Source organism: Streptomyces sp. R818, from assembly GCF_056172735.1.
In genome coordinates this window covers 904164-920075 of the sequence record NZ_JAOCNE010000014.1, presented here as the reverse complement: position 1 = coordinate 920075, position 15912 = coordinate 904164, and the positions used below count along the sequence as shown (strand labels likewise).

At 71.3% G+C, this 15912-nt stretch carries 17 protein-coding genes; 4 read left to right on the top strand and 13 right to left on the bottom strand.

Annotated features, from left to right (window positions below; all coding sequences use genetic code 11):
- Positions 1–51 precede the first annotated feature (51 nt).
- Positions 52–912, top strand: a complete 861-nt coding sequence (locus N5I75_RS36010; protein ID WP_476684369.1) for a DUF72 domain-containing protein — start codon at positions 52–54, stop codon at positions 910–912.
- 77 nt (positions 913–989) lie between these two features.
- On the opposite strand, the gene N5I75_RS36005 is transcribed toward N5I75_RS36010, so the two are convergent.
- From N5I75_RS36005 to N5I75_RS35965, 9 genes are all read right to left on the bottom strand, one after another.
- A complete protein-coding gene (locus tag N5I75_RS36005) occupies positions 990–2021 on the bottom strand; it encodes a C40 family peptidase (protein WP_476684368.1) in 1032 nt (343 codons plus the stop codon).
- Positions 2022–2469: 448 nt separating this feature from the next.
- Complete coding sequence (locus tag N5I75_RS36000; protein WP_476684367.1) at positions 2470–3687, bottom strand: PP2C family protein-serine/threonine phosphatase; 1218 nt, start codon at positions 3685–3687, stop codon at positions 2470–2472.
- A 128-nt stretch (positions 3688–3815) separates the two neighbouring features.
- Positions 3816–4235 carry a hypothetical protein gene (locus tag N5I75_RS35995; RefSeq protein WP_476684366.1) on the bottom strand — a complete coding sequence of 140 codons (420 nt, stop codon included), beginning with the start codon at positions 4233–4235 and terminating at the stop codon, positions 3816–3818.
- 85 nt (positions 4236–4320) lie between these two features.
- The gene (locus N5I75_RS35990; protein ID WP_476684365.1) at positions 4321–5871 is read right to left on the bottom strand and encodes an MFS transporter; all 1551 of its coding nucleotides are present in this window, start codon (positions 5869–5871) and stop codon (positions 4321–4323) included.
- Between the two features lie 153 nt (positions 5872–6024).
- Entirely contained in the window at positions 6025–6741 is a 717-nt protein-coding gene (locus N5I75_RS35985) for a TetR/AcrR family transcriptional regulator (protein WP_476684364.1), read from the bottom strand.
- Positions 6742–6799: 58 nt separating this feature from the next.
- Positions 6800–7231, bottom strand: coding sequence for a CbrC family protein (locus N5I75_RS35980; protein ID WP_476684363.1), 432 nt, complete (start codon positions 7229–7231; stop codon positions 6800–6802).
- 57 nt (positions 7232–7288) lie between these two features.
- The gene (locus tag N5I75_RS35975) at positions 7289–8188 is read right to left on the bottom strand and encodes a class I SAM-dependent methyltransferase (RefSeq protein ID WP_476684362.1); all 900 of its coding nucleotides are present in this window, start codon (positions 8186–8188) and stop codon (positions 7289–7291) included.
- Positions 8189–8217: 29 nt separating this feature from the next.
- Entirely contained in the window at positions 8218–9327 is a 1110-nt protein-coding gene (locus N5I75_RS35970) for an NAD(P)-dependent alcohol dehydrogenase (protein ID WP_476684361.1), read from the bottom strand.
- Between the two features lie 8 nt (positions 9328–9335).
- On the bottom strand, positions 9336–10091 hold the full coding sequence (locus N5I75_RS35965; protein ID WP_476684360.1) for a (5-formylfuran-3-yl)methyl phosphate synthase: 756 nt from the start codon (positions 10089–10091) through the stop codon (positions 9336–9338).
- Between the two features lie 333 nt (positions 10092–10424).
- Between N5I75_RS35965 and N5I75_RS35960 the strand changes: the two genes are divergently transcribed.
- Positions 10425–10958 (top strand): EF-hand domain-containing protein, encoded by a 534-nt coding sequence (locus N5I75_RS35960; protein ID WP_476684359.1) that lies wholly within the window; start codon positions 10425–10427, stop codon positions 10956–10958.
- A 146-nt stretch (positions 10959–11104) separates the two neighbouring features.
- Complete coding sequence (locus N5I75_RS35955) at positions 11105–12058, top strand: threonine/serine dehydratase (protein ID WP_476684899.1); 954 nt, start codon at positions 11105–11107, stop codon at positions 12056–12058.
- Positions 12059–12063: 5 nt separating this feature from the next.
- Here the strand turns inward: N5I75_RS35955 and N5I75_RS35950 are convergent, their stop codons facing one another.
- The 4 genes from N5I75_RS35950 to N5I75_RS35935 form a co-directional block, all read right to left on the bottom strand.
- Positions 12064–13053, bottom strand: a complete 990-nt coding sequence (locus N5I75_RS35950; RefSeq protein WP_476684358.1) for a threonine ammonia-lyase — start codon at positions 13051–13053, stop codon at positions 12064–12066.
- A 122-nt stretch (positions 13054–13175) separates the two neighbouring features.
- Positions 13176–13385, bottom strand: coding sequence for a hypothetical protein (locus tag N5I75_RS35945; RefSeq protein WP_476684357.1), 210 nt, complete (start codon positions 13383–13385; stop codon positions 13176–13178).
- Between the two features lie 47 nt (positions 13386–13432).
- A complete protein-coding gene (locus N5I75_RS35940) occupies positions 13433–14728 on the bottom strand; it encodes an MFS transporter (RefSeq protein ID WP_476684356.1) in 1296 nt (431 codons plus the stop codon).
- The gene (locus N5I75_RS35935) at positions 14725–15216 is read right to left on the bottom strand and encodes a MarR family winged helix-turn-helix transcriptional regulator (RefSeq protein WP_476684355.1); all 492 of its coding nucleotides are present in this window, start codon (positions 15214–15216) and stop codon (positions 14725–14727) included. Before N5I75_RS35935 ends, N5I75_RS35940 begins: the two co-directional genes overlap by 4 nt.
- 80 nt (positions 15217–15296) lie before the next feature.
- Here N5I75_RS35935 and N5I75_RS35930 point away from each other — a divergent pair, with 80 nt between their 5' ends.
- On the top strand, positions 15297–15794 hold the full coding sequence (locus tag N5I75_RS35930) for a hypothetical protein (RefSeq protein WP_476684354.1): 498 nt from the start codon (positions 15297–15299) through the stop codon (positions 15792–15794).
- Positions 15795–15912: the final 118 nt, after the last annotated feature.

Genomic DNA, 15912 nt, shown 5'->3' with positions numbered 1-15912 from the left:
CCGCCGCGAGAGCCCATGCACGGACTCACGATCCCCGGGTACTGGAGCGCCATGGGCGACATATTCGTGGGCACCTGCTCGTGGACGGACCCGGCGCTGGTGCGCAGCGGCTGGTATCCGAGGGGGCACCGGGACGCCGAGGGGCGGCTGCGGTACTACGCCGGACGGTTCCCGGTCGTCGAGGCGGACGCGTCGTACTACGCCCTGCCCCAGGAACGGGTCAGCCGGTTGTGGGCCGAGCGCACCCCGGACGGGTTCACCTTCGACGTGAAGGCGTTCTCGCTGCTGACCGGGCATCCGACCCGCGCCGCGGTGATGCCGGACGGGCTGCCGCCGGACTCCGGTGACGAGGGCGTACTCGACGAGGTGTGGGCGCGCTTCGCCGACGCCGTCGCACCGTTGCGGGAGACCGGGCGGCTCGGCAGTGTGCTGTTCCAGTTCCCGCCGTGGCTGCGGCCCGGCGAACGGGCCGAGCGGGTCCTCCAGCGGACCGCGCGGCGCACCGAAGGCTGGCCCGTCGCCGTGGAGTTCCGGCACCCGGACTGGTGGCGTGCCGGGCAGGCCGAGGCGACCTGTGCGCGCCTCGCGGACCTCGGCATGGCCGCAGTCGCCGTCGACATGGCGCAGGGTCTGCCGTCCTCCGTGCCCCCGGTCACGCCGGTCGGCGATCCGCGCCTCACCGTCGTGCGGTTCCACGGGCGCAGCGCGTCCTGGGGGCGCGGCAGCAAGGAGGACCGCTTCCGGCACACGTATGACGACGGCGAACTGTCCGGGTGGCTGCCGCGGCTGCGGGAGCTCGCCGGACAGGTCGAGCGGGTGCACGTGCTGTTCAACAATTGCTGCGGCGACGCCTCCGTGCGGGCCGCCGAGCGGATGAGTGAACTCCTGCGAGAGGCCCGGTTGTACGTATGACGTCGCGGGGGCCAGTCAACGTTGAGCGGTTGTACGTATGACGTTGCGCGTTGTACGTATGACGTTGCGCGGGCCGATCAGCCGTTGACGCGGACGCCGAACTGGAAGCTGCCGATCGTGCTCATCGACTCGTAGCGCACCACGGTCCCCGGGTACGGCGCGTGCAGCACCTGACCGTTGCCCGCGTAGAGGCCGACGTGCTCGGTGTTGTTGAAGAAGACGAGGTCGCCGGGCTTGAGCTGGCTCATGCCGATGTGCGGGCCCTCGTTGACCTGCGTGTACGTGACCCGCGATATGTGGGCGCCGGCCTGCGCGTACGCCCACTGCGTGAGACCCGAGCAGTCGTAGGAGTTGGGGCCCGTGCCGCCGCGGAGGTAGGGCTTGCCGATCTGGGAGGCGGCGGCGTTCAGGGCGGCGGCGCCGAGCCCGGAGGCGGCCACTTCCTTGCCGAGTTCGACCCGGGTCGTGGCGGAGCGGCTGGCGCGCTCGTCCTCCTCGGCCATCTGCCGGCGCTCGGCGGCGGTGAGGGTGTTGAGGAGCTTCTGCGCCTTGCTGAGCTTGCCCTGGATCTCGGTCTTCTTCTTGCCGAGTTCGGTGCGGGTGGCGGCGAGGTCCTTGAGCTTCTCCGCGGCCTCCGAGCGCTCCTGGGCCAGCTCGCGCTGCTTGGCCTGCACCTGCTTCAGCGACTCCAGCTGCTGCGCGGAGAGGGAGTCGAGCGTGGACGCCTTGTCGAGATAGTCGTCCGGGTCGGCGGAGAGGAAGAGCTGGACCGAGGGGTCGATGCCGCCGGAGCGGTACTGCTCGCTGGCCATCGCGCCGAGGCCCGTGCGCAGTTCGTTGAGCTCACCCTGCTCGCGGGCGACCTTGTCCTGGAGCCGGCCGATCTCCTCCTCCAGCTTCTCCTGCTTCTCCTTGGCCCCGTCGTACTGGTTGGTGGCCCGCTCCGCCTCCGCGTAGAGCTTGTCGACCTGCGCCTTGACCTCGGTCTTGGTGGGCTTGGGGGCCGCGTTCGCGCCCTGTGCGGACAGGGCCACGGCGGCGGTCGCGGTCGCGGTGAGCACGGTCACACGTGCGCGGCTGGGCTGCTTGGGTCGACGGTGGGACGCCACGGAGGCGAGCTCCTTCTTTCCTGCCGCCCGCGGAACCTCTCACGGACGGTGTCCTCCCCCGCCACGCACCTCGTGCACGTGATCTTGAGGAGGCCCGAGCCCGACCTTAGTGACCTTCCTGTGACTGTTTCAAAGTTTGAGCTGAAAAATATCGGCCATTTCTGCACTCGACCCGCACAAAACACATACGGCAACGCTCACTTGACGCAGCGTTGTGAACAACGGCATCGATCAGCCGCACCGAACAGCGACACCGACCTCACAGCACTCCAGCGGGACCGGCAGCGCCATGGCCCGCCCGCCACCCGGCCTCCCTCTCGATGTCCACCTGGTACCGGGCGGTGCGGCCGCTCAACCGCCCCATGTCAGCGCGCACTTAAGCGCACCAGCGCCCGGTCCCGTGTGTCCCGCGGCACGTGCGCGCGGTACGTCCTGAGCGCGGGCCGCCTCACGCGTCCGACCCCGCGTCGGTGTCACGGCGGCCCGAGCGGCTGCCCTGCCAGTCCAGGACCATGACGGTGGCGTCGTCGGGCAGCCCCGTGCGGCACACCTCGTGCACCGCGTCGATCAGCGCCCGTACCGCCTCCCGCGCATGGTCGTCCGCCGTGGCCAGCAGGATGCCGGGCAGGTCGATGTCGGCGCTCTCCCGCTCACGCATCCCGTCCGTGAGCAGGACGAGACGGTCACCCGGCTCGAACTGGAACCGCTGCACCTCGTAGCTGACCGGAGCAGGGACGCCGAACGGCAGGTTGACCGTGAGCGGCAACTCCTGGACCCGGCCGTCGCGCAGCAGCAGCGGCCACGGATGACCGGCGTTGACGATGTGGCACTCACCTGTCTGCAGCGACACGCAGAACAGCTGTCCTGTCGTCATGCCGCGGGCGTGCTCCGTGAGCGCCTCGTGCGCGGCGTACGCCTGCTCCAGTACGCCGCCGTCCGAGCGCCGGGACTGCCGCAAGGCGTTGACGGTGAGCGTGGCGAGGAGCGCGGAACCGGTGTCGTGGCCCATCGCGTCGGTGATGGACAGGTGCAGGCTGCCCTGGTCGAGGCTGTAATCGTAGGTGTCGCCGCCCACGTCGTCGGCCGGTGCGAGACCGCAGGCCAGGGTGAACTGGGCCGCCTCGCAGGTGGCCGCCGTCGGCAGCAGCTGGTGCTGGATCTCGGCGGCCAGACTCATGCCCGACGTGCGGCCGCCCCAGTGGTACAGGTCGGTGAAGCGCCGGTCGGTCACCACGACGTACGCGAGCGCGTGCGCGGCCTGAGCCACCGCGTCCCGCACGACGTCGTCCACGCGCGGCACGATCAGTTCCAGGACGCCGATGCAGTCGCCGCGGTTCGTCACCGGCGCCACGAGCCGGTACCGCTGCCCGCCCTCGCCCCGCTCCCGCTCCTCGTCCTCCTGGAGCAGTTCCTGGGTGCGCAGCACGTGCTCGTACCGGCTGCCCGGCAGCCTCATCCGCTCCGCCTCGCCGCGCGGCTGCGTCGCCGTGCCGGCCCGTGGCAGCCGCACCACTTCCTGGCCGACCACGTCCAGGAACAGGAACGACACCTCGTCCGCACCGAACCGCCGCCCCAGGATGCGGGCGACCACGTCCACCGACTCGACGGGCGCGGCGTCCTCCGCGGCTTTCAGCAGCGCATCAAGCCCTGCGAGCTCACCAGGCACAGTTGTCACTCCCCGTCGGGCCTCGGTACCGGTCCCGGGAGGAGCGCCGCGCCCGGCACACCTCCCCCCGCAGTCCACCGCACAACCACGCCGTGCGCATCCCTGCCGCGTTGCGCGGGTGGGGCCGGCTATGTGTGTACGGCCGACTGGCCGTCAGCGGGAGCGGCCGTGACCCGGACGATGTAGGGGTAGCGGTTCCGGTTCCCGCCGTTCCCGAGACACAGCCACTCGACGGCCGGCAGATGGTTTGCGCCGGCCGGCCTGGAGAACCAGCTCCCCTCCAGGCCGTAGACCATCCGACGCGTCGACCGCGGGTTCTCGAGCGCTTTCGCGCAGGTCTTCGGCGACGCCCCCTTCCGGATGTCGGCGCCGCGCCCCTTCATGGCCGCGAACGCGTCGCCGCCGTTCCAGGCCATGTCGGGGTTCTTCACCGAGACTCCTGCCATGCCCTGTTCGAGGTCGGCGCTGTGCCCCTTGAGGAGCGTGAAGTCGCTGGTCCGGATGATCTTCGCCGTGGTCTCCGACGGTGAGGGCGAGAGGGATGACACGCAGCGGCCCGCGCACGAGAGTGCCCCGGGGACGGACGGCGAACCGTCCGCCCCCGGGGCTGTGCCGGTCCGGGGCTCTGTGTGATCAGGCGACCGGAGCTGCCGGTGTGGTGGTGTCGGCCTCTTCGGCCAAGCGCTCCATGCCGCTCGTGTCCTTCAGCGGCTTCTCCTTGATGAAGACCACGGCGATCAGGGCGAGCAGCGCGAAGGGCGTGGCCACGAGGAAGAGGTCACCGGTGGCGATTCCGTAGGCGTGCTCCACGATCTCCCGCATCGGGGCCGGCAGCTTCGTCATGTCCGGGACGCTGTGGCCACCGCCCTCCGTGGCACCGGCCGGGACACCGGAGGCGGCCAGGCCCTTGGTCATCTCGGTGGCGACCCGGTTGGCGAGGATCGCGCCGAGGACACTGGTGCCGATGGTGCCGCCCATGCTGCGGAAGAACGACAGCACCGAGGTGGCGGCGCCGAGTTCGGTCGCGGGGACGTCGTTCTGCGCGGCCAGGACGAGGTTCTGCATCAGCATGCCGACGCCGATCCCCAGAATCGCCATGTAGAGGCTGAGCAGGCCGAAGTGGGTGTCGGCGTCGATGGTGGAGAGGAGGGCCAGGCCGACGGTCATGGCGATGGCACCGGCGATGAGGTACCGCTTCCAGCGGCCGGTGGCGCTGATGATCTGCCCCGCGACCGTGGAGGAGACGAGCAGGCCGAGGATCATCGGCAGGCTCATGAGGCCCGCGACGGTCGGGGACTTGCCCAGGGCCACCTGGAAGTACTGCGACAGGAACACCGTGCCGCCGAACATGGCCAGACCGACGAGGAGGCTGGCCACCGTCGTCAGCGACACCGTGCGGTTGCGGAAGATGCCGAGCGGGATGACCGGCTCGGCCACCTGCGCCTCGACGAAGACGGCGACGGCGAGGAGCAGCACTCCGCCACCGGTCAGCGCGGCGGTCTGCCACGAGGCCCAGTCGAACTGGTTGCCCGCGAGGGAGACCCAGATCAGGAGCGCGCAGACACCGGCGACGATGAGGAAGGCGCCCAGGAAGTCGATCTTCACCTCGCGGCGGACCGTGGGCAGCTTCAGGGTGAGCTGGAGGAGCACGATGGCGAGCAGCGCGAACGGTACGCCGATGAAGAAGCACCAGCGCCAGCCCAGCCACGACGTGTCGACCAGGACGCCGCCGATGAGCGGGCCCGCGACGGTGCCGACGGCGAACACGGCGCCGAAGATGCCCGCGTACTTGCCGAGGCGGCGCGGCGGGATGATCGCGGCCATGACGACCTGCGCCAGCGCCGTGAGACCGCCCGCGCCGATGCCCTGCGCGACACGGCTGAAGATGAGCAGGCCGACGTCGTGCGAGAAACCGGCGAGCAGTGAGCCGACCACGAACATGCCGAGCGACAGCTGGAGCAGCAGCTTCTTGTTGAAGAGGTCGGAGAGCTTGCCCCACAACGGCACGGTCGCGGTCATGGCGAGGAGTTCCGCCGTGACGACCCAGGTGTAGGAGGACTGGCTCGCGCCGAGGTCGGCGATGATCCTGGGCAGCGCGTTGGCGACGACGGTTCCGGCCAGGATGGCCACGAACATGCCCGCCATCAGCCCGGACATCGCCTGGAGTATCTGCCGGTTGGTCATGGAGGTCGGTGGCGCCTCTTCAGGCACCGCTGTTGCAGTCACTTCGTCTCTTTCGAAATTTGACGGCGGACGTACGTCACGTCCGCGCGTGCGGGGTTCGCCCGGCGGGGCGCGGCGAGCGCGCGTCGCCGGGCGACAGGTGGAACGTCTTGATCAGTCGGCGGCTGCGGCGGAGGCGCCGGACGCGGCCGGGGGTTCGGGCAGCCCTGCGGCCAGGTGCGCGAACACCTCGCGGAACACGTCGCTGAACGTGGTCTCGTCCTGCCGTACGCACCAGTGCTCGACGGCGACGCGGCAGGCCGTCGCGCCGACGGCGGCCAGCAGCCGGGGGTACAGGCCGAGGGCCCGGCGCCGCCGCTCGTCCTCGGCGGGCGTGCTCGTGCGCCGGTCGTCGGTGAACAGCGGGGAGCCCGCTCCGATCCGTACGGCGATGGCCTCGGCCAGGACGACCTCGTCGGCCAGGTGGGCGCCGAGGCTGCGGGAGAGGAGCTCCGGGGAGCGGCGCAGCACGTCGGCGTGGAGCTGCCACAACTCCTGCTGCTGCTCGACCTCCGCCAGCTCCAGGGCCATGGCGTCACGCAGCGCCTCGAGCGCGGTGTGTCCGGGCGGCGCGTCGAGCACGGCGCGGCGCACGCGGGCGCTCGACTCGGCGCCCACCATGACGAAGACCTCGTCGCGGGAGTCGAAGTAGTTGAAGAAGGTGCGCGGGGACACACCCGCCGCCTCGCTGATCGCGTCGACGGTCACATGCTCCACCCCGTGCTCGGCGGCCAGCCGCACCGCCGCCTCCACGAGAGCGGCGCGAGTGGCCCGCTTCTTCCGCTCCCGCCAACCCCCTTCCGGGGCACCCTTCACATCCACATCTTGCATGGTACGCAAAAATGCAGGTTCTGCAATCTTGGCCCACGCGGGCCCGTTGCTCCGGGGCTTAGGAGTGGTCGACGTACGCGAGTTCCGTCGCGCACACCCGGCACCGGAAGAGGTACTCGGTCGCGTCCCCGTCCCTGTCCAGCGAGCCGAGGAACGCGGCGCCGTCACCGCAGTGGAAGTACCACACCGGCTCCTGCCAGGCGACGAAGCCCGGGGTGCGCCGGTCGACGGCAGCGAAGACCTCGCGGGGCACGCCCTCGCCCAGGCTCGTTCCTCCGGTGAAGTGGGCGTCGTACCGCTCGGCTGCGCTGCCGTCCGCGATGCACCATGGACACAGTCGGGCGTCGAGCTCCTCGTCGGCGTACACGGGCCCTGTGTAGACGTAGCCGCGCTCGCGCCCGCAGCAGACGCAGGCCGCGCGGGAGGGCACGAGCACGCCGGTGGCGACGGGGTCGGGGTGATAGGGGAAGTCGGGCAAGGGCTCAGTCATAGCGGATGACCGTAACCGCCGACCACGACAGTCGGCGGTCCGGCCTGCGTCATGCGCTCAAGCCTTGTTCGCGAACACCCAGCGGTTGCCCGCCAGGGCGTCGTTCTCCTCCGGGAGGGGGCCGCGGCCGTGGTGACGCGTGAAGTCGTAGGGGGTGTGAGTGGAGGTGGACCAGCCCTTGGCCGTGAGGGCCTGCGCGGAGTCCGGGCGGGGCTCCTTCGCGAACAGGGCCAGGAGGTCGATGCCGATCTGGGCGGTCGTCGAGAGGTAGAGGGGGCTGTCGCGGTAGGTCAGGAGGTCCGGTTCGAGTTTGACCTCGTAGGCCAGCGCGCTGCCGCTCGCGCTCAGCCGGTCGACCGTGTTGATGAGAGAGGTCTCGGCGGCGGCGGGGAGGTAGAACAGCAGGCCTTCGGCCAGCCAGGCGGTCGGTGCGGCCGGGTCGAGACCGGCGTCGGTGAGCGGGGTGACCCAGTCGTCGCGGAGATCGGCCGGAACCGGTACTCGCGCCGCCCGCGCGGTGGCCGGGAGCCCGTCGAGCACCTCGTGCTTGAAGGCCAGGACCTCCGCCCTGTCGATCTCGTAGACGACGCTGCCGGGCGGCCAGTCGAGCCGGAGGGCACGTGTGTCGAGGCCCGCGCCGAGGAGGACGATCTGACGGGCGCCCGTCGCCTGCACCGATTGGAGGAGGTAGTCGTCGAGGACGCGTGTCCGCAGGCCGAAGTAGCGTGCGAAGCGGCCCCAGAGAGGGTTCGCGTCCCCGTCCGGCACCTGCCGCAGGTGGGTCGGCCACCCGGCGGACGCGGGGGCGGCGAGCACGAAGTGTTCCGCGAAGACATCCTGGGCGAGGCTGTCGTGCCGGTGGGTCTCGATGGCCCGTGCGGCGGCGACCAGGAGCGCGGTCGTCCCCACACCCCTCGCGACGCCGGTGTCTTTGACGCGATGTGTGGTCCCGGACATGTTTCCTCCGTCGACATCGACATGTGTGCTCATCGGTTCCCCTCCTGCGGCAGCACGACGGGTTTGACGACGCGCCCCGCTTCGCAGTCGCGTTCGGCTTCGTTGATGTCGGCGAGCGGATACGTGCGGATCAGCTCGTCGAAGGGGAAGCGGCCCGCCCGCCACAGGCCGATCAGGCGTGGGATCAGCAGGCCCGGGACCGCGTCCCCCTCGCAGATGTGGGAGAGGCGCCTGCCCCGGTCCAGTGCTCCCGGTTCGATCGGCAGAGGGGTGTGCAGGCGTGCCACCAGGCCGAGTTGCCCCCTCGGGCGCAAGGACGTGAGCGCGTCGTTGATCAGGGCGGGCGCGGCCGTGGTGTCCAGCGCGTAGTGGGCGCCGCCGCCGGTCAGCCGCCGGATGCGGGCGGGCAGGCCGGAGGTGGCGGCGGGCAGCGGGATCGCGCCGAACCGTTCGGCGAGGACGAGCCGTTCGGGGTACTGGTCGACGGCCACGGTCACCGCCCCGGAGGCGGTGGCGGCCATGACCGCCGCGAGGCCCACCGCTCCCGCGCCGAGGACGACGACGGTCTCGCCGGGCCCGGCGCCGAAGGAGTTGAGGACCGCTCCGGCGCCGGTGAGGAACCCGCACCCGAGCGGGCCGAGCAGCTCGACGGGCAACGAGGGATCGACCCGTACGGCGTTGCGGGCCGGGACCACCGCGTACTGGGCGAACGAGGACTGGCCGAACCAGCGCGGGGCCAGCGCCTCCCCCGCCGCGTCCGTGAACCTGGCGGCGTTCTCCGCGCGCCCTCCGAACAGGTTGAGCGAGGCGAAGGAGTCGCAGTAGGCGGGGGCGGCGTGCAGACAGTTCCGGCAGTGGCCGCACGAGTCGAAGCTGAGGACGACATGATCACCGGTGCTGAGGCCGGTGTGCGGCCCGCCGGTCTCGACCACGGTCCCGGCCCCCTCGTGGCCGAGCACCGCCGGCAGCGGCGAGCGGCCCCCCGACCACCGGACCGCGAGATCGGTACGGCACATCCCGCAGCCGGCGATCCGTACCAGCACCTCGTCCTCCGACGGCCCCGAGTGCAGCAGCACCTTCTCGACGGTGAACCGGCTCTCGGGGGAGCGCAGGACCGCCGCGTCGAACTTTCTCGACATGCCGGCGGTCAGCCCGCGGCGACAGCGGCCGCCGCGTGTTCCCGGGCGTGCCGGTCCATCTCCGCCCGGAAGGCGGCGATCAACTCGGGCCTGATGCGCCCGGCGTTGCGGTCGCCTCCCTCGCAGACCGCGCCCCGCACCCCCACGATGTCCGTGCCGATGCGGGTCAGCGCGCCGAGGTCACCCACCTTCACGCTGCCCGCGAGAGCGGCGAGGAGTTCGGCCTCGTGGGCGCGGCGCACGAACTCGGCGCAGATTTCCGCGGGCACGTGGTCGAACAGCCGTGAGCCGTCCTTGATCGCGGTGTCGAGCATGGCCGCGTCGGCGCCCGAGCGCACGGCGATGTCGGGCAGCGCGAGCGGGTTGACGCAGCCGATCCGGTGGGCGTCGGCATACCCCGAGGCGACGACGAAGGCGTCCGGCCGGTACTCCTTCACCGCCCGTACGACGCCGCGCATGACCTCGATCGCCTGATCGGGTGTCGTGCAGCCGTAGAGCCCGGCCTTGATGTAGGTGGCTCCGGAGACGGCCGCGCCGAGCGCCGCCTGCGCCACGGTCCCCGGCTTGTACGGCACATCCCCCACCGTGGCGGAGAGGGGTGTACCGGCGGGGACCGCCTCCCTGATCTCTTTGATGACCCACGGGAAGTTCGCGCCCAGCGAGCCCTCGTCGGGTCTCTTCACGTCCACGATGTCGAGGTGTTCCGCCGCCTTCGCACACTCGACGGCTTCCTCGACGCTGTCCGGGGAGATCAGAAGTAACAACGTGTGCTCCTCTCCGCACACGTCACCTGACACGGAGGCAGGCAGGGGTGTGCGAACGCGCTGTCGTCTGTTGCGGTCCGTTCATCATCAGCGGCCCCCCGCGACCCCCGGTAGGGCGCACGGACACCGAGGGAGGTGCCACCTCTGGGACAAGTGCGCCGTGCGCGCCGGTGCAACCGCCTCCACATCCCGTTCATGCCGGAGCGACAGCATCTTCACTCTTTCTGTTGACCAGCCGGTCTTCTCCTGACCCCGGGCGACGGTGGCTCGCATAGTTGCTGCTCGGCCGGCACACACGGCCGTCTCCTGGATCCGAGAAAGGCAGATACACACATGCGTACCGAAGCAGTCACACGTGTGAAATTGGTCTTCACCCTGTTCGACGCCGACGGCAACGGGGTCCTGGAAGCCGACGACTTCGCGCTCATGAGCGACCGCGTCGCCTCGGCGGTCCCCGACGCCGACGAGCCGCGCACCCGGGCCATGCGCGCCGGTTTCCAGCGCTACTGGGAGACGCTGGCCCGGGAGCTCGACACCGACCGCGACGGCCGGATCACGTACGACGAGTTCCAGGCGTGCGTCCTGTCGCCGGAACGCTTCAGCGGGGCCGTCGACGCGTTCGCGGCCGGTTTCGCGCGCTTCGGTGACGTGGACGGCAGCGGCACAGTGACCCGGCCCGTCTTCATCGGCATGATGAGAGGCGTCGGCTTCGAACGCCCCAACATCGAGGCCCTGTTCCAGGCGTTCGGGCCCGATGCGGACGACCGGATCCGGGTCGACGTGTGGGAGGCGGAGATCAAGAACTACTACGCCCCCGACAAGGGCGGCGTCCCCGCCGACCTCCTCGCGGCCGTCCCGACGGCCTGACCGGGGCCCCCTCCCAGTTGCCCGGCGGCGGCCCTCAGCTCCGACGCCACCGGCCCCGGGCTGCTCCCCTGCGTCCGCCACGTATCGTGCAGTGCGACGGCACGACGTACGACACGACCTACGACGACACACCTGGGGGGCACACCGTGATCGGTGTCGAGGAGCTGGAGACCACCGCGGCGCTGATCGCGGAGCACGTGGTGCGCACACCCACACTGCCCAGCCCGGGGCTGACCGCGCTGCTCGGCGTGCCGGTCACCCTCAAGCTGGAACTGCTGCAGCGCAGCGGCTCGTTCAAGGCGCGGGGCGCGGTGGCGAAGCTGCTGACGCTGACCGACGAGCAGCGCGCGGCCGGTGTGGTCGCGGTGTCGGGCGGCAATCACGGCGTCGCGGTGGCGGAGATGTCGGCCGCTCTCGGGGTGCGGGCCACGGTGGTCATGCCGCGGACCGCACCGGCGCGGTCCGTCGCGATCGCGCGGGCCGCCGGTGCGGAGGTGCGGCTCGCGCCCACCATGGCGGAGGCGTTCGCGCTGATGGAGCGCCTGGAGGCCGAGGGGCTCACGCTGCTGCATCCGTTCGCCGACCCGGTGGTGATCGCCGGGCAGGGCACCGTGGGCCTCGAACTCGCGGCGGACGCGGGCCCGTTGACGGACGTCCTCGTGTCCATCGGCGGAGGTGGTCTCATCGCCGGTGTGGCGGCGGCGCTGCGGGCGCTGCGGCCGGATGTGCGTGTGTGGGGTGTGGAGACGACCGGCGCCGACGCGATGACGCAGGCGCTGGCGCACGGCGGCCCGGTGCCGGTCGACGTGGACTCGCGCATCACCACGCTCGGCGCGCCCACCGTGTCCCTGCTGACCTACGAGATGGTGCGCGACCTCGTCGACGAGGTGCTCGTGCTGCCGGAGGAAGAGGCTTTCGCGGGCGTCCGCGAGATGGCGGAGCACGCCAAGGTGTGGACGGAACCGGCCGCCGCCTGCCTCCTCCCGGCCGCCCGGCGCGTCCTCGCCAAGACCGGTACGCAGACCCGGCTGGGCCTGGTGGTCTGCGGCGGCAACGCGACCGTCGACGACGTCACCTCGTATGCGGGGCCGATCTCGTAAGGGCTTCAGCAGGCGCTTCGGGCGGACGACGGTCCGGACCCGGTCCAGCGCTGATACGTGTCGGCGTCGACATTGCCGCCGCACACGATCGTGACCACATGACGGCCGGCGAACCGGGCACGGTCCTCCAGGACCGCGGCGATCCCGAGCGCGGCCGACGGTTCGGCCACGAGTCCGGCCCGGTCGAGCAGCAGCCGCATACCGGCGATGATCGACTCCTCCCGGACCAGGACGGCATCGTCGGCGACCAGCAGCAGGTCGTCCAGTACGGCCGGGATGGGGCACCGCCCCGCGACGCCGTCGGCGATCGTGTCGGTGGCTTCCGTGGTGACGACGCTCCGCCGGTGCCATGAGTGTGTCATCGCCGGTGCGCCGAGCGGCTGGACGCAGACCACCTCGACCTCGGGGGCGTGTGTCTTGAGCACGTGACCGACGCCGCTGGCCAGCGCGCCGCCGCCCAGGGCGATCAGTACGGTGTCGACGGTCGGCGCCGCGCCCAACAGCTCCAGGCCGATGGTCGCGGCGCCCTCGCAGGTCTCGATGTCCAGGCTGTCCTCGAGCAGCCGGGCCCCGTCGCGCCGTGCGATCGACACCGCCCGCGCCCGCGCCACCTCGTGGTCGCCGTCGACCAGTTCCAGGCGGGCACCCATCGCGCGGATGCGGTCGAGTTTGACCCGTGTGGCGGAGCGGGACGCCACGACGGTGACGTCCAGGCCCCGGGCGCGGCCGGACCACGCGAGGGCCTGGCCGAGGTTGCCCGCGCTCGCACACACCACGGCGCGCGGCCCCTGTTCGGCGAGGATGCTCGCGACCAGTTCGGTGCCGCGGGCCTTGAAACTGCCGACCGGGTTCGCCGTCTCCAGCTTGATGCTCACCTCGCATCCGAGGACGGAGCCGAGCGGTTCGCAGCGGTACAGCGGGGAGTCCAGGAAGACGGGGTCGATCACCTGTCGGGCGGCCCGGATCCGGGCATCGTTCAGACGCGTGTCGGGCATGGGACGGGAGCTTAGCGTCGGCGTTGGCGTCGGCGCCTTTCAGGCCGGACGGCCCTCCGCCGGACAGCGATCACGGGGCGTGGGCCCCCGTCGCTGCCCGGCGAAGTCGTCGACGTCGCGGCTCAGTTCATCTTGAGCGAGTCCTCCAGCACCTTCGCATTCTTGATCATCTTGATGGGCTTGGAGTCGGTGACGGACTGCAGCGGGGACTTGCCCGTGTTGAGGTCGATCCCTGGCGGTGAGACGTCCGCGACAGCGGGCCCTGCTGCCAGAAGGGCGGCGGTTCCGGCGATGGCGGCGGCGCTGAGCGCTCGGCTGATGATGTTGTTCATATCCGGACAACGAGGCATGTGTCCTGGAGGCACGTCGCGCGGCCGGATCATGGTCGGGCGGCGTCGGAGGGCACCTCGGAAGGCGTCGCGGGCCGCTCCTGCGCGGCCGGTGCGCTGTAGGCGCGCAGCGGCTTGGCGGCGACGGCCACGGCGGCGACCGCCAGGGCCGCGGACAGTCCGCCGAGGACGAGGGAGAAGGAGGCGGAGGTGGCGGACGCAAGAAGGCCGCCGCGGAAGTTGCCGAGTTCGGGGCCCGCGACGCCGATGACGTGCTCCACGGAGGAGACCCGGCCCCGGTAGGCGTCCGGCGTCTCCAGTTGCACCAGCGCGCTGCGCGTCACGACGGACACGGTGTCGGCGGCGCCCGCGACGGCCAGGCAGCCGAGCGCGAGCCACAACGGTCCGGTCAGGCCGAAACAGGCGAGTGCGATGCCCCAGACGACGCCCGCGGACAGCTGGACCAGGCCGCTGCGGCGCCACCGCGTCACCGTGCCGGAGAGCAGACCGGCTGTGATGCCGCCGACGGCGACGGCCGAGAGGAACAGGCCCAATGTCCGCGGATTGCCTCCGAAGCGGTCCTCGTTGACGAGCGGGAAGAGCGCGATGGGCATGGCGAGCAGCGTCGCGGACAGGTCGGTGGCCATCGAGCCCCACAGCGTCGGGCGGCGCACGATGATCCGCCAGCCGCCCCGTTCCGGCCGGCGCTTTCCGCGCGCCGCGTCCGCCGTTCCGTCGGGCCGCAGGGCGGGCAGGCGGATCACCGCGAGCATCGAGACCGCCGTGGCCGCGCCCTGGACGGCGTACGCGGCGGAGAAGCCCCACTGGGCGATGACAAGTCCTGCCAGCGCGGGCCCGGCCAGCATGGCCGCCTGGAACGAGACGTTGGTCAGGGCGAGACCGGCCGCGACCTGGTCGCCGGGGAGCAGCCGGACGGGGAAGGTGCGGCGGGCGGGGGCGCCGAGAGCACCGCAGCTCGTGCCGAGGGCGACCAGGGCAAGCAGGTACAGCACGCTGCGGTTGTCCGTGAGGGCCTGGGCGCACAGTCCCGCGGCGGACAGGAGTTGGCCCGCGGTGGTGGCGCGTACGACCGTGCGCCGGTCGAAGGTGTCTGCCAGGGTGCCGCCGAGGAGTCCGAACAGCACCATCGGCCCTCCGGTGGCGAGGCCGATGGCGCCGGTTCCGACCGGGCTGCCGGTCAGGTCCCAGACCTGGGCGAGCACCGCCACGTTGGCCATTTGGCCGCCGAGTTGGGCGGCGGCGGTGCCGATCCACAGGTCGCGGAACGGACGGCTGCCGCGCAGCGGCCGGATGTCGAGCAGATGCGCGCGGGCCCGCCCGCTCATCGCGGCGGCTCGACGAGGTGGTGCAGGATGCGCTGCCGCATCGACCTGCGCTCCAGCGCCTGCCGCACTTCCTCGACGACGTCCGTCATCGCGTGCGGGATCTCGCCGTCCAGCTCGGCGACGGTCGCGTGGGTGGCCCGCCACTCCGCTTCGAGAAACGGCACCAACGACCGCCCGCGCTCGGTCAGATCGATGCGCCGTGTACGGGCGTCGGGCCCCGGCTCGGAGGTCACAAGCCCCTCCTTGCGCATCGCGGCGACGGTCTGACTGATCGCGGAGTGCGAGCGGTCCAGGGACTTCGCAAGCTCGCGAATGGTGAGCGGTCCGGTATGGGCAAGCCGAATCAACGGATAGGCGAACCGAGGCCGCACCCCCTCGATGCCGCGCTCCACGTAGACCTGCTCGATCTCGGCGTCCATGGCGGCGAGCAACTCGTGCAGGGTGTGCCAGGGGTCGGGGTGGGTGGTGGGATCGTCAGTGAATGTCACAGCGCTAATATAACAGCGCTGCGATATATTGGTGACGTGGTCGATCCCGACCGTGCCGCTGGGGAGGAAACGAGGCGCAGGTGGACCAGGAAGTAGCGCTGAGCTTGTTGCGGATGGCCGCCGCCGACCGGTCTCTGGCGCCCTGGCAGCGGCCGTCGCCGGCGCGATTGGTGGAGCTGGGCCTCGACGCGCTCCTGGCGGGGCTCGACAGCCCTTCACTCGCATTGCTGGCCGGGCTCGCCCGTAAGGAGCGCGACCAGGCCGCCGAGCTGTTCGACCTCGCGGTCGAGGAGCTGGGACTGCTTCCGCTGCTGCCAGACGACCTCCACCGCGCCCGCTGGATCGCGGCACGCTTCTGGGCCGAGGAGACGGCGTCCGGCCGGCTCGACCCGGTCGACGGGGCGAGCCTCATCTGGCTGGACGCAGCGGCCGAACTCGGCGATCCTCCGGCGTTGCGGGAGATCGTCGACATCGCGCGATGGATACACACCCGGGAGGACCCTGGAAGCGTCGTTCCGCGGGAGGTGCGGAGCGACATCGTCGAGGCGGCCCGCGCCTTGCTGGACGCACCTTTGTGAAGGTCGGCCGAGCGGCACAGGCGCCGGACAGCACTACAAAGCTGGCGTGACCGCGTCAGCGGAGGGAGGGGCGATCCTGACGTCCGGCGAACGGTGCGTCGATTTTCCTCTCGCTGTC

Excerpts from the sequence above, each read along its gene's own strand:
- N5I75_RS36010 (WP_476684369.1), top strand. The coding sequence starts at position 52 with ATGGGCGACATATTCGTGGGCACCTGCTCGTGGACGGACCCGGCGCTG.
- N5I75_RS35990 (WP_476684365.1), bottom strand. The coding sequence starts at position 5,871 with ATGACCAACCGGCAGATACTCCAGGCGATGTCCGGGCTGATGGCGGGC.
- N5I75_RS35985 (WP_476684364.1), bottom strand. The coding sequence starts at position 6,741 with ATGCAAGATGTGGATGTGAAGGGTGCCCCGGAAGGGGGTTGGCGGGAG.
- N5I75_RS35980 (WP_476684363.1), bottom strand. The coding sequence starts at position 7,231 with ATGACTGAGCCCTTGCCCGACTTCCCCTATCACCCCGACCCCGTCGCC.
- N5I75_RS35975 (WP_476684362.1), bottom strand. The coding sequence starts at position 8,188 with ATGTCCGGGACCACACATCGCGTCAAAGACACCGGCGTCGCGAGGGGT.
- N5I75_RS35970 (WP_476684361.1), bottom strand. The coding sequence starts at position 9,327 with ATGTCGAGAAAGTTCGACGCGGCGGTCCTGCGCTCCCCCGAGAGCCGG.
- N5I75_RS35960 (WP_476684359.1), top strand. The coding sequence starts at position 10,425 with ATGCGTACCGAAGCAGTCACACGTGTGAAATTGGTCTTCACCCTGTTC.
- N5I75_RS35950 (WP_476684358.1), bottom strand. The coding sequence starts at position 13,053 with ATGCCCGACACGCGTCTGAACGATGCCCGGATCCGGGCCGCCCGACAG.
- N5I75_RS35945 (WP_476684357.1), bottom strand. The coding sequence starts at position 13,385 with ATGAACAACATCATCAGCCGAGCGCTCAGCGCCGCCGCCATCGCCGGA.
- N5I75_RS35940 (WP_476684356.1), bottom strand. The coding sequence starts at position 14,728 with ATGAGCGGGCGGGCCCGCGCGCATCTGCTCGACATCCGGCCGCTGCGC.